At 59.7% G+C, this 12,427-nt stretch carries 10 protein-coding genes and 1 other annotated feature; of the genes, 9 read left to right on the plus strand and 1 reads right to left on the minus strand.

What is annotated here, in order from left to right:
* The first annotated feature begins 702 nt into the window (after positions 1–702).
* The 5 genes from JD292_RS11840 (at position 703) to JD292_RS11855 (ending at position 5,396) form a co-directional block, all read left to right on the plus strand.
* On the plus strand, positions 703–3,054 hold the full coding sequence (locus tag JD292_RS11840) for an Ig-like domain-containing protein (RefSeq protein WP_200132951.1): 2,352 nt from the start codon (positions 703–705) through the stop codon (positions 3,052–3,054).
* 192 nt (positions 3,055–3,246) lie between these two features.
* Entirely contained in the window at positions 3,247–3,858 is a 612-nt protein-coding gene (locus tag JD292_RS12525; protein ID WP_369411244.1) for an ArsR/SmtB family transcription factor, read from the plus strand.
* A gap of 416 nt (positions 3,859–4,274) precedes the next feature.
* Positions 4,275–4,589 carry a hypothetical protein gene (locus JD292_RS11850; protein ID WP_200132953.1) on the plus strand — a complete coding sequence of 105 codons (315 nt, stop codon included), beginning with the start codon at positions 4,275–4,277 and terminating at the stop codon, positions 4,587–4,589.
* Positions 4,547–4,638: a sequence feature (AL1L pseudoknot), on the plus strand. It overlaps the preceding gene by 43 nt.
* Positions 4,586–4,945, plus strand: coding sequence for an IS3 family transposase (locus JD292_RS12530; protein ID WP_369411245.1), 360 nt, complete (start codon positions 4,586–4,588; stop codon positions 4,943–4,945). It overlaps the preceding feature by 53 nt. The genes JD292_RS11850 and JD292_RS12530 overlap by 4 nt, the downstream gene beginning before the upstream one ends.
* Positions 4,946–5,132: 187 nt before the next feature.
* Complete coding sequence (locus JD292_RS11855) at positions 5,133–5,396, plus strand: hypothetical protein (RefSeq protein ID WP_200132954.1); 264 nt, start codon at positions 5,133–5,135, stop codon at positions 5,394–5,396.
* Positions 5,397–5,632: 236 nt separating this feature from the next.
* On the opposite strand, the gene JD292_RS11860 is transcribed toward JD292_RS11855, so the two are convergent.
* A complete protein-coding gene (locus JD292_RS11860; RefSeq protein WP_200132955.1) occupies positions 5,633–6,961 on the minus strand; it encodes a site-specific DNA-methyltransferase in 1,329 nt (442 codons plus the stop codon).
* A 94-nt stretch (positions 6,962–7,055) separates the two neighbouring features.
* On the opposite strand from JD292_RS11860, the gene JD292_RS11865 reads away from it, so the two are divergent.
* From JD292_RS11865 to JD292_RS11880, 4 genes are all read left to right on the plus strand, one after another.
* Complete coding sequence (locus tag JD292_RS11865) at positions 7,056–7,946, plus strand: DNA adenine methylase (protein WP_200132956.1); 891 nt, start codon at positions 7,056–7,058, stop codon at positions 7,944–7,946.
* A 515-nt stretch (positions 7,947–8,461) separates the two neighbouring features.
* Positions 8,462–9,688, plus strand: coding sequence for an AAA family ATPase (locus JD292_RS11870; protein ID WP_200132957.1), 1,227 nt, complete (start codon positions 8,462–8,464; stop codon positions 9,686–9,688).
* On the plus strand, positions 9,689–10,948 hold the full coding sequence (locus JD292_RS12535; protein ID WP_200132958.1) for a 5-methylcytosine restriction system specificity protein McrC: 1,260 nt from the start codon (positions 9,689–9,691) through the stop codon (positions 10,946–10,948).
* Between the two features lie 79 nt (positions 10,949–11,027).
* Positions 11,028–12,196 (plus strand): IS3 family transposase gene (locus JD292_RS11880; RefSeq protein WP_200132959.1). Its coding sequence is split into 2 segments (ribosomal slippage): positions 11,028–11,312 and positions 11,315–12,196, totalling 1,167 coding nucleotides; the frame shifts between segments, so codons are not numbered across the junction.
* The last annotated feature ends 231 nt before the right edge of the window (positions 12,197–12,427 follow it).

The raw sequence follows: 12,427 nt of genomic DNA on the forward strand, positions 1-12,427 counted from the left end.
GTGGGCGGAGCGGCGTGCCGTCTGCGCAGGAGTCGGGATCGACCGCGGGAACGCCGGCCGGGGCAACTTCGACGTGCATGCGGCGGCCCGTCCGAACCGCCTTTCCACATCTGCGATATTTCGCGGCTTGGAACACGGCGGCTCACCTCCCCTGCGCTTCTGCAATACCCCTAGGGGTATTTCTTGATCACGGTAACTATACCCCCTGGGGTATTTGGAATGTCAAGCCGAACCCCCGAAAGACGCACCTAGAACTCCCGCTGGGGCTCAGAAAAAAGAGATGCGAGAGTCCGGCAACTCGCGCCACTCAGCTGAGGCCTCGACGCTACGACCCGCTACCGAGAGCCGAAGGGATCATGTGGCAACTCCGCATCCCCGCACCCTCACGCTGCGGCGCGTCAGCGGCGCACATCGATCCGATGGGAAATCGCCCTCGTCCATTGGAAGTTCACGCCGATCCACAAGGGAAGCGCGCCGATCAAGTCCGCCTATGGATCACGCCGATCCGACGAGGAATCGCCGATTTTTCCCGCCCCATCAGCTAAAACGAATCGGGCGTACCGGTCGTTTTACGAGATTCCGTTCCGGAAAGGTTACTTTTTTCGACACCGTCTCATAATCTATGGATTATCCAGCAAATCCAGTGCTGATATTCAGGTAAGTCAGCGCTGACCTGCAGCGTTCAGATCCACGAAAGCAACAATGAAACTCCGACACCTCCTGGCCGTTTTCTCGGCAGCTGTTCTCCTCGCCGTTGGCGTCGCCGCCCCCGCTCAGGCGGCCGGGGAACCGGCGACCTCCACGATCACTTCGTCGTCATACGCTGCGGGCGAGAGGGTCACGGTCACGTTCAAGGGCGAACCTGTCCCGGGCTCGCCGTTCACCGTGCGAGCGAACGGCATCCTGAATACGCAGGTGCCGCTGACGCACGGCGAGTTCGTCGAGCTGACGGGGAAAGACCGCAATGGCCTCACGCTGAGACTCAACGTCCGCGTGAACGACTTTTACTCGCCTGCGGGGACGGCAGCGTGCACGCCGAATGGTGCACACATCGCCGTCGATCAGGAGCGTTGGATCACGGCGACGGCGACGTCGACAGGTCAGACACTCGCGACCGGGGAGTCAGGTCCGAAGCCAAAGATGCTCACCGGTGGGGTCCCTCTCGACCCGGCCGATCAGCCCGGGCCGCGCTCCGTGGACCTCAGCTGGCCCGCTCTGCCCGCCGGTCAGGAAGTTACGATCACGGCAACCGACCTGTTCTACTCGCAGGCTGACGTCAGCTCGGGATTGAGCCCAATCACCACCATCCCGACCCCGCCAACGACGCTGGTCTGCCCCGGTATCACCGCGACCATCGATCCGAAGAGCGGCGCGATGATCTCCGGCAGGACCGTCCCAAGCGCGACCGTGACGGTGCTCCACCCGGTCACGGGCGAGCCGCTCTCCACGGTTTCGGATTTGAACGGAAACTGGCTTCTCGCGTTCTCTCCGGCACTTGTCAACGGCGAGAACGTGGCTGTGTCGGCTCGAGACGCGTCAGGAAACTCGAATCAGACCACCGCGAAGGCACCCGCCCTGACCCCGCCGTTCGTCATCGCGAGTATCGACCCGACCCGCGGCGCCACGATCGATGGAAAAACCGAGCCGAACATCACGGTCAGCTTTGAGCACCCCACCACGGGCAAAAAGATCTCGGTGACCTCCGACGCCGACGGCACCTGGAACTCCCCGCTCGAACCCGCACTCACCGACGGCGAGATCGTCATCGTCACCGCGACCGACGCAGCAGGGAGCTCCGCGACGGCCACCTCGATCGCGCCCGACCTCACCGCCCCGGACGTCACCGCCACGATCGACCAGACCGACGGCGCGACTATCAGCGGAACGACCGAGCCGAAAGCCACCATCACTTTCAACGTGCCGGGCACATTGAACACGATCCGCATCACCGCCGACGCCGACGGCAATTGGAGCTCGCCGCTCGCTCCCGCGCTCATCAGAGGCGAAATCGTCTTTGTCAGGGCGTCCGACGGTGCAGGCAACACCACCATGGCCGCGGCCACGGCACCTGACCTGACCCCGCCGACGATCACCGCGAGGATCGAGGACGACAACGGCACAGCCATCAACGGCAAGACTAAACCGAACATTTCTGTCAGCTTCACACACCCGATCACTGGCGAGAAGATTTCGGTGACCTCCGGTGTCGACGGCACCTGGAGCTCGCCGCTGTCCCCCGCGCTCACCAACGGCGAGACCGTCACCGTCACCGCGACCGACGCAGCCGGAAACACCGGAACGACCACGGCGAACGCGGCCGACACCACCGAACCACCAGTGACCGCAGAGATCGATCAGACTGACGGCGCGACGATCAGCGGGAAGACTGAACCGAGTCTCACCGTCGCTTTCGAGCATCCGACCACCGGCGAAACGGTTCTCGTCACTTCCGGCGCAGACGGCACCTGGAGTTCGCCGCTCACGCCTGGGCTCACCAACGGAGAATCCGTCACGGTCACCGCGACCGACCGCGCCGGCAACTCCGCGACGGCCACCGCGACCGCCCCCGATCTCACCGCCCCGGACGTGACCGCCGCGATCGACCAGACCGACGGTGCCACGATCAGCGGAAAGACCGAAGCGAACATCACCGTCACCTTCGAACACCCCACCACGGGCGAGAAGGCGACCGTCACCTCCGGCGCAGACGGCACCTGGAGTTCCCCGCTCGCACCCGCCCTCACCAACGGCGAGACCGTGACGGTCACCGCGACCGACGCCGCAGGGAACTCCGCGACGGCAACCGCGAAGGCGCCCGTCATCACGACAAAGCCGAAGGCGACGGATCCCCCGACGAAGCCGAAGCCGACCGCCCCCGGGACCACCCCTCCGGTTGACCCAGCGACGCCCGCGGGCCCGAAGCCGAAGCCGAGCTCGAACCTCGCGGTCACCGGCTCGGAGGCCCCGACGCTCGGCCTCGCCCTCGTCGCGCTCGCCCTCGTCGGCGGCGCAGCGGCGATCTGGACCGCGCGCCGTCGCTCGAACCGCGCGTAGCGCACCCCGCGCCCGGCCCGAGCGGCGAGCGCCCCGGAACTACGGTCCGGGGCGCTCGCCGCATTCCGTTTTGACACCGGGGATTGCGCGTCGGATCCGACGCTATCCGGATCCGGGCATATGTATCGATCCCCGCGAGGAAACCGGACCAGACCTCTGGTACGTTTCATTGGAGTTACGTACTATGTATGCGTGACGCGGGATTACGAAGGACTCAGACGTAAACTCGACGCGCTCTCGGACCGGGTAGCGCAACTCGAGGCCGCACACGGGGGTGCGAGGCCGCCGGGCGCGAAGGAGTCAGCGCCATACGAAGCGCAGCCCCCGAAACCCGACGACGGGCACCGCCCGCCGCCAGACGAAGCGCAGCCCCCGACCCTCGACGCGGAGACGTTCTGGGCCCTCCACGGCGTGCAACAGCGGCTCGCCGGCGACCCGAGCACCAGGGGCGGCGCCGTCATGATCGTGGGCAGTCTCACGCTCCCCAACGGGGGCCCGGTCGCCTGGCACCAAATCGCGGGAAGCGACGGCCTCCTGACTTCCGATTGGTCGGATCAGGCACTCAGCTTCAGCGCGCTGGGACATCCCGTGCGCCTCGAGTTGCTGCGCCACATCCTCGCGGGCGTGCACGCGACCGCCGACCTCGCCGAAGTGACCGCACTCGGCACAACCGGGCAGCTGCACCACCACCTGCGCCAGCTCCTCGCGGCAGGCTGGGTCAGGCAGAGTGGCCGCGGCAGCTACGAGGTACCGGCCGCCCGAGTCGTGCCCCTGCTCGCTTGTCTCACGGGATCGTGGCGATGAGGGGGCTGCTCAGCGAGCTGTATCGGGTGCGCGGGCCGATCCTCTATGGTGCCGTGATCCCGCTGCTAGCTCTCGCGCTGTTCGGTCGCCTCATCACCGGCGAGGAAGCCGCCGGGCCGAAAATGGCTATCGGACTCGCCGCTCACGCCGTCGCCGCTCTGAGCTTGGGCCTCACACTTGCGCGGCCGCTCGTCTGGGTCTGGGGGTCTGATGTAGGAACTGGTGACATTCCTCGTTAGGCCGCGAGGGCCAGGTCGCTGTTCATGATGGCCTCGAACCCGACCGGTGTCAAACTACCCCGGCACGCCTGCCTACGTCTGTGGTGGCACGTCCGCCCGATCCAGGTCACGATCGCGATGCGTAGCCGTGAATTGGCCTGGTTTGAGTACCGATCTTTATAAAAGGATGGAACTACGATGCCCAGCAAATACGGCCCTGAACTTCGCCAGCGTGCGCTCCGGATGCTTGCCGAGGCCCGCCCTGAACGCGAGTCGCTGACTGCGGCGTGCCGTCATTTCGGTGGGCTCCTCGGAGTGAGCCCGGAGACTCTGCACGTGTGGCAACACCGCTACGACATCGATACCGGTGTGAAGCCCGGCACGTCCATCGATATGGGTGAGGAGAACCGGCGGTTACGTCGCGAGGTGACCGAGCTTCGTAAAGCGCACGAGGTCCTCAAAGCCGCGAGCGTGTATTTCGCGAAGGAACTCGACCGGCCACGAACGAAATGATCAGATTCATCGAAGAGCATCGTGATCGTTACGGGGTCGAGTTCCTCTGTCGTGCTCTGCGTGCGGCAGTTCGTGGGTTTCTCACCTCCCGCGGGTATCGGGCCGTGAAGGCCCGGTCGGCCTCAGCGGCGCAGCTGCGCGATGAACTCCTCATGCCGGAGATCCAGCAGCTTCACGCGAAGCATTATGGCGTGTACGGACGACTGAAGATGCACGCCCTGCTCAAGCGTGAGGGGTGGGGAGATCGGCCGCGACCAGACCGAGCATCTGATGCGGCTCGCCGGCGTGCGTGGGATACGGAAATCAAAGCGCGTGTTCACCACACGCCCCGACAAAGCGGCGATACTGCCTGCTGATCTCGTCAACCGCAGATTCGTTGCTGACGGGCCGCGCAAGCTCTGAGTGTGCGATGCGACCTACGTCGCGACGTGGTCTGGATTCGCCCATGTCGCGTTCGTCACCGACGTATAATCGCGTCGGATCGTGGGCTGGAATGTCGCATCAACGCTCAGATCTGAGATCTTGCCAATGCAGGCACCCGATATGGCTGCCTGGCAGTCAGGCGGCCGACTCGAAGGGCTCATCCATCACGCCGACCACGGATCGAACGACACCACCATGGTCTACACGGACCGCATCGCGGAACTCGGGGCGCTGCCCTCGACCGGAACCGTCGGCGACAGTTTCGATAACGCGATGGCCGAGGCAGTCAACACCCTCTACAAGACCGAACCCATCCGGCCGCAAGGCCTGTGGAGGACGGTCGAGCAGGTCGAGCTCGCAACGCTCGAATGGGTGTGGTGGTAGAACCACGAACGCCTCCACGGCGAACTCGACATGCGCACCCCGACCGAGGTCGAACAGACCTACTACACTGAAACCGAGACGCTTCTGCCACCGACCGGGTGACAGGGAAACCGGGCGGAACTCAAACCAGGCTAATTCATTCACGAATCAAGAGGCCGCACGTCAAGGTCGCCAAAGACCGAGTCCCAGGTTGGCGAGTTGCTCTCATTTCCAGTCAACATTCCGCCTTGCAACAGCTAAGCAGCCCCGCGTTTGTGCATTGCCTGGTTCAGCGATGCAATCTTCTTCTTGACTGCGGCAGCACGATGCGGATCTGTTAGCGTACCTAGCCGTGGAGTGACATGCGCAATCTCATAGCTTCCACCACCACCCCAAGAAACGGCCGCTGTGATTCCTCCAGGGTCAGTGCCTTCAATGACGCTGTTCAAGCGTGGAACGATGAATTCAAGAACCGTTTGCGTGTTTCGCTCGGCCAGAATCCAGCGCCGTCTCATCTTGTGCGCTGTGGCAGCAGTCGTGCCACTTCCACCAAAAATGTCTACGACAAGTTCTCCGGGGTTTGTGGCGATATGAATAATGCGTTCAAGCAAGTTCTCTGGCTTCGGGGTATCAAAAACTTCCGCATCTGGGAAGAGAGCCATTAGATGACGCTTTGCCTCATCGTTCGTGCCGGTATCGCCAGAGCCCCAAACAGTAAATGGAACCAAGCCACGAAGCTGATGAGCGAATAACTTGATGCGGGGTGAGCCGCTGCCATTCTTCGGAAACCAGATCCGGTCTTCCGCCACGAGTTCTTTGTAGGTCGACTCTGTTGCGTACCATGAGCGACCTCGCGGTGGGCGCAAGGAGTCACCATTAGGAGTCACAATGTCATACTGCTGGGCTTTGCGATACCCCGGGGCTGTGAAAGGAGCGTCAGCCCAAGGGCCACGTGGGTCATCATCACGGTTGCGAAGAAGTGCTTCATCCTTACTTAAGAGATTGCGAGAAGTCTTCCATCGTTTCGGCCCACTTGGAGCATAAACAAGAATGGTGTCGTGGTTTGAGGAAAATGCTGCGCGCGAGTCCCGTGTCGTCTTCTTCTGCCAAATGACAGACGCTACAAATGCTTGTTCACCAAAAACCTCGTCCATGATTGCGCGAGCCCTGTGTACCTCGGCATCATCCAGGTGAACCCAAATGCTGGCATCCTCGGTCAGAAGTGGCTTAATGGCGGCCAGGCGGTCACGCATCATGCTCAGCCACATCGGACGTTGCATTGTGTCGTTGTACTGGCGGAAGTTCACCTGAGTGTTAAAAGGCGGATCAATATAGACAAGTCGAATGCCCGAACCCAAAACTGAGGTGTTTTCCTTCAGCGCTTCAAGTACATCAAGGCCATCCCCGATGGCAAGCAGATTCGACTGGCTAGTCAAAGTTCCATTGCTGAGCTTTGTAAATCTGAGCGGCTTGGCGAGTCGACGATCAGTTGGCTGAACCCACTCGTAGCCGGTAAGTCCGGCGGCGCAGAGCGAGAGTTCCTTATTAGGCCAGACCAGTTGAACGTCAGCCATTTCCACACCCACTTTCCGAGTTTGGGCACGCCTCAATGTCCTTTGCGGCCACTATAAATACAATGGCATGAACGCACGACATTACTCGGGAGACACAACCACAATCATGACAATTGGCACCTCAGGAGTAGTAACACCTTCCACACCGGAAATCCTTGCGCGGCGCCCGTTTGTCAGATGGGTAGGCGGTAAGACGCGCCTTTTGCCCAAAATTTTGCCCTATATCCCCGAAGAGTTCAAGAACTATTTTGAGCCATTCCTCGGTGGCGGAGCGATGTTCTTTGGAGTTCAAGATCGTATTGCTGGAACGGCATATCTTGCCGACCTAAACCAGCACCTTGTCGCGGCTTGGGTAGCAATGCGGGATCATCAGGAAGAACTTCGCCCCCGCTTGGAGTGGTACAAGGAGCACGACTCCAAGGACTTCTACTATCAGGTGCGGTCCGAGGCTCCTACAGGGCTGATTGAAACCGCCGCTAGGTTTCTGTACCTCAATGGAGTTTCCTGGAATCACCTATGGAGAGAAAACTCCAAGACTGGCGCGATGAATGTCCCCTGGGGTGATCGTCAGTTCAAGAGCTTCAGTGAGGAAACCTTCGTGGCAATAGCAAATACCTTGCGAATCGCTGATGTTAGGGCAGAAGATTTCAGGACGGTCCTCGCAAAGGCCATGCCAGGGGACTTCGTGTATCTTGATCCGCCCTACTTGCCCGTTTTCACGAAGTCGGACGTTGAAAAGGAACCGACCTCGAAGTTCAACAAATACACTGCAAAGGTCTTCGGGGAGGAAGATTTACTTCAACTTGCTGACATCTGTAACGACTTGTCAAAACGCGGAATCAGATGGGTGATGTCCAATCGAGACACGCCAGGAGTTCGCGAGCTATTCCCGAACGCAGATATTATCGGTTTCACCACGCATCGTTCATTGGCAGCTCAGAGCAAGCGTGAAGTTGAAGCCCGTAAATCGCCGGAGGCGATAATCGTCGGAAGGTAGTTGACAGCGTGGTCGCGACTCCAGTTGAAGCAGTTTGGGTTTGGTACTACGGCGGTTCAACCCAGAAGTGGACGTACGGTCGGTTTGGGACAGAAGATGGATTCACAAAAGACCATCTCCAGATCGCGGGTCCTGCAGGTGAGGTGGTAGAGAACCTCTACGGGCTCCGACAAGCTTCTGGACAGTCGCACAGCTTGACAATTAAGTGGCCTGGTGGGCAGGTAGCCGGCTCCTTTTATTGGTCTTCTGGACGCTTCGTCCTCCGTTGGAACCGCGTAAAAGGGGCCAATTTGCCGTGGAGCGCCCCCGAACCTTGGCGGATGAGGTCAAATTCGAATGCTGCAGCACCGAGCCCGTTGATTGGAAACGGGGCGGCCACAACGGCAGCGGATGCGAAGGCCGCAATCGACCAATTCAATGCAAGCAATCCGGACGCATACTTGGTTGCCGTTAAGTTGCGGGGGGAAGACGATGTCCTTCACGTCCGTTCCTACCTACGGACACCCCCTGCGGGAATGGACTACGCAAGCACCGACCTTCTCCCTGAATTTGTTGAACGACTCGTCAACAAGATGGGACGAAAGGCCACTTGCCTGGGGACGGAAATCCCAGACGCGTCCGTAGACGACGACGTGCAGGGTGCTCTTGATCGCCTCGAGGAGAACCCGAATCTTCTGCTTATCGGCCCACCCGGTACAGGCAAGTCGGTGTTACTCGACAAGCTTGCTCGTCACATCGAGAAGCCGGGCATTGGTGTCCTGTTTGATCCAGACGAGACCTACGCAGCATGGTCGGATTCGGCAGAATCCGCGGAGCCCGGAAAAGCATCCACTGTCGTCTTTCATCCGAGCTACACGTATGACAACCTCGTTGTTGGTCTCCTTCCCAAGGTGAAAGGTAACGCCGTCTCAGTGGGCGTAACCACAGGTCCGCTTGTAAATCTTGCTCAGTACGCCTCGAACGGGCGCCGTGCTCTTCTCGTCTTGGATGAATTCAATAGAGGGAATGCAGCGGCAATTCTCGGAGATACGCTAGCTTTGCTCGACAAAGACAAGCGGGACGTAGCACAGGTGGAACTCCCCTCCTTCGGGCTTCCGCTTGAGGTGCCGAGCGAGTTCGGTGCCGACGGTGAAACAATGATTGATACACGGCTCACGCTGCCGAAGACACTTTGGATTGTCGCGGCGATGAACTCGAGTGACCGAAGTGTTGCGCCCCTTGATGCTGCGCTCCGACGGCGTTTCTCAATCGTTGAAATCATGCCCAGCTACAAAGTCTTGTCTGAACAGCTGATGGCAAATCCAGATGCCGACCTTGACGCGGATTGGCAGCATTGGACAACGAGCTCCGTTGCTCAACTCGCCGTGACTCTTCTCAAGAGACTGAATGAGCGAATTGAAGCCTCGCTAGGACGTGATTTCACGCTTGGCCACTCGAACTTCTGGAGTGTCGGCGGTGCGTCAAGTACAGAAGCACTCGCCTCCCTTGCAAATGCGTGGGATATGCGGATTGTTCAGACCCTTAGGCTTGCACTTCAGGACGATGAAGACACGCTTTCGTTCATCTTGAGGGCGGGGCAGCAGTCCGAGACAGTCAGCGCCGCTCAGACTCGCGCCGCATATTGGGGGCAAACAAACCCTGCATTCGAACAGTATGCTCGACCTCGACTTGAGTTCAATATGTTGAGCGAACTCGGCACGTTTGAACAGCTCACTGAGCTGAAACGTCTCGCTGGAGCGTAGATGAACTCCCGATTGACCCTTACTGAGCATGTCGAGGCATCGCTTCCAGATGCGATCGCCAGAGAAGTCTATGATGCAGTACAGGGGCTATCCGGAGTACTCAAGCCGCGCAGGCCCCAGATCGCTCGCCAAGGCTCAACTGTAGAGGTGAAAAACCTAATCGGATCCGTGCGGTTAGCAAACGGAAGTATATTGCAGGTTGACCCCAAGATCTCAGGTCTGGACTCTTGGCCTGAGGCAGCAGTCCAGCTGTTAACAAGCACTTCGCGAATCTCGGTTACTGGATCTCAGCGGTCATCCCAAGGGGAAAGCCACACGGATTTGACCGCCATGATTGCGTTTGAATTTGAGCGCAGGCTTTCTACGGCGTTGAAGAAGGACGGGCCAGTTGAGATCTTTGAACGTCGCAGGCACGTCTCCCGGCGGATAGATGGACATCTGAATGTCGGCGCGTACACGCGTCGTCTATGGCGTGACCCAGTTTCGTTTCCGATAGATCGCGACGAGCTAACAATTGAGAATGACTTTGCGCGGGGATTGTCAATTGTTTCTAGGGTCTTACGTCGGTCAGTTCCCAGTTCGTCTCTCGCGTCAAAGCTTCGGAGGTTAGAGTCAGAGGTTGTACCGGGCATTGCACTTCCGTCATTCTTGAATCCGGCAGTCGCAAACCTGCGGTTACCCTCCCAGTGGTCTAACTACCGACCTGCTTGGGACATTGCGGCGGCCATTCTACGGAACAAATCAGTTGTGAATGACCCCGGCCACTCTGTTGGACTCGAGGTGGCGGTTGAGCCGTGGCCACTCTTAGAAACGCTGCTGGAGCGAGTATTGAGCGCCGTTGAGCGTACGCCCGCCGCGGCTCTCCAAATGAGAAAGAAGAAGAACTATCCCCTTCTGCAGCACGGAAGTTCTGTAGCAGGCTGGGTGGTGCCAGACGGAGTGCTTCAGCGCACAGATGGTTCAGTGGCCGCTTCATTCGAAGCAAAATACACCTCTCCGAAAGAGCATCCTCAGGAGTCGCATCGCTACCAAGCACTTAGTACGGCTGCCGTACTCCGCGCTCCAGTGGCAGTAATCGTCTATCCGGGCAGACAAGCCCCGAAGCTATACTCCGTTGAAGGATTTAACCGACAGCCAGCAGTCCTGGCCACGGTCGGGCTTGACCTATACGGTTACTCGAGGTTCTCTGACGAAAAAGTTCGTGCAGAAGGATTGCTGCAACTTCTTACCCAAGCTGAACTGCTCCTACCGAATGCGTGAATGCGCGACGTAGGGGTCTGATGCACGTTTGGGTGACATTCAACATGGCTAGTTTCGGCTGGCCTGGAAGGATGAACCTATGCCTCCTCGTTACCCGAAAGAGTTCCGTGATGACGTCATCCGGATCGCGGTAAATCGCGGCCCGGAAGTGACACTCGTGCAGATCGCGAAGGACTTCGGCATCCACGTCGGAACCCTCGATAAATGGCTTCGAGAGGAACGCGTCGAACAGGGCCAGAAACCCGGCGTGACCCGGTCTGAGAACGCTGAGCTGCGTGAGCTTCGTAAACGGAACAAGCTCCTTGAGCAAGAAGTGGAAGTGCTTCGTCGTGCGGCCGCGTATCTCTCGCAGGCGCATCTGCCGGGAAAAGTCTCTACCCGCTCGTGAAAGGGCTCGCCAATGACGGGGTCCCTGTCGTGGTGTCGTGCCGGGTATTGAAGCTTTCCCGCCAGCCTTACTACCGCTGGCTCCGCAACCCAGTGACTGAGCGTGACCTTACGCAGGCGTATCGCGCGAACGCGCTCCACGACGCCCACCTTGAAGACCCCGAGTTCGGGTACCGGTTCCTCGCAGACGAAGCGAAGAGCCTCGGCGAGCAGATGGCTGACAGAACTGCGTGGCGGCTTTGTCGTGATCAGCAGTGGTGGTCAGCGTTTGGGAAGAAGAAAGCCCGCGGGAAAGGCAGAAAGCCTGGCCCGCCCGTTCATGACGACCTGGTGCAGCGCGAGTTCGTGGCCGCTGCGCCGAACGAGTTATGGCTTTCGGACATCACCGAGCATTGGACTGGTGAAGGCAAGCTCTATCTCTGCGCGGTGAAAGACGTCTTCTCCAACCGGATTGTCGGCTACTCCATCGACGCGCAAATGACCTCCTCGCTTGCGGTGACCGCGTTGAACAACGCCGTGCTTCGCCGCGGTGATGTCGCAGGGTGTGTGCTGCACACGGATCGTGGGTCTCAGTTTCGAAGCCGGAAACTACAGCGCGCTCTCCCCGGTCACAGGATGGCCGGCTCGATGGGGCGTGTGGGTGCTGCGGGCGACAACGCGGCTATGGAATCGTTCTTCAGCCTGCTCCAGAAGAACGTCCTGAATCGCAAGACCTGGGGCACCCGAGACGAACTCCGGTCAGCAATCGTGGCATGGATCGAGCGCACCTATCATCGACGCCGCAGACAGGCCCGGTTGGGACGTTTGACGCCGATCGAATACGAGAGCATCATGAACAAACAGGTCGCACTCGCTGCTTAACCAAACTGTCACCGAAACGTGCATCAGACCCAGCCGCCTCAGCGGCTCTGTGTAAGGGCAGACTTGTCGCTGTTGTATGCGCAGCTTGAGAACTGAACCGACCGGTGCGTCGCTGCGCAGTGGTTTCCCTTCAGGAGCATGTCCTAGCGCGTCAACTAATGTTCTCTGCGACCGTGCTAGCTGGATTAACGGCCCATCAGCTTTCAGCCCCGAGACGCCGCCCTCGAATAG

Origin of the sequence: Leucobacter edaphi, from assembly GCF_016522535.1 — a bacterium.
Lineage (GTDB): Bacteria > Actinomycetota > Actinomycetes > Actinomycetales > Microbacteriaceae > Leucobacter > Leucobacter edaphi.

Excerpts from the sequence above, each read along its gene's own strand:
- JD292_RS11840 (WP_200132951.1), top strand. The coding sequence starts at position 703 with ATGAAACTCCGACACCTCCTGGCCGTTTTCTCGGCAGCTGTTCTCCTC.
- JD292_RS11870 (WP_200132957.1), top strand. The coding sequence starts at position 8,462 with ATGGACTACGCAAGCACCGACCTTCTCCCTGAATTTGTTGAACGACTC.
- JD292_RS11850 (WP_200132953.1), top strand. The coding sequence starts at position 4,275 with ATGCCCAGCAAATACGGCCCTGAACTTCGCCAGCGTGCGCTCCGGATG.
- JD292_RS11865 (WP_200132956.1), top strand. The coding sequence starts at position 7,056 with ATGACAATTGGCACCTCAGGAGTAGTAACACCTTCCACACCGGAAATC.
- JD292_RS12530 (WP_369411245.1), top strand. The coding sequence starts at position 4,586 with ATGATCAGATTCATCGAAGAGCATCGTGATCGTTACGGGGTCGAGTTC.
- JD292_RS12535 (WP_200132958.1), top strand. The coding sequence starts at position 9,689 with ATGAACTCCCGATTGACCCTTACTGAGCATGTCGAGGCATCGCTTCCA.
- JD292_RS11855 (WP_200132954.1), top strand. The coding sequence starts at position 5,133 with ATGGCTGCCTGGCAGTCAGGCGGCCGACTCGAAGGGCTCATCCATCAC.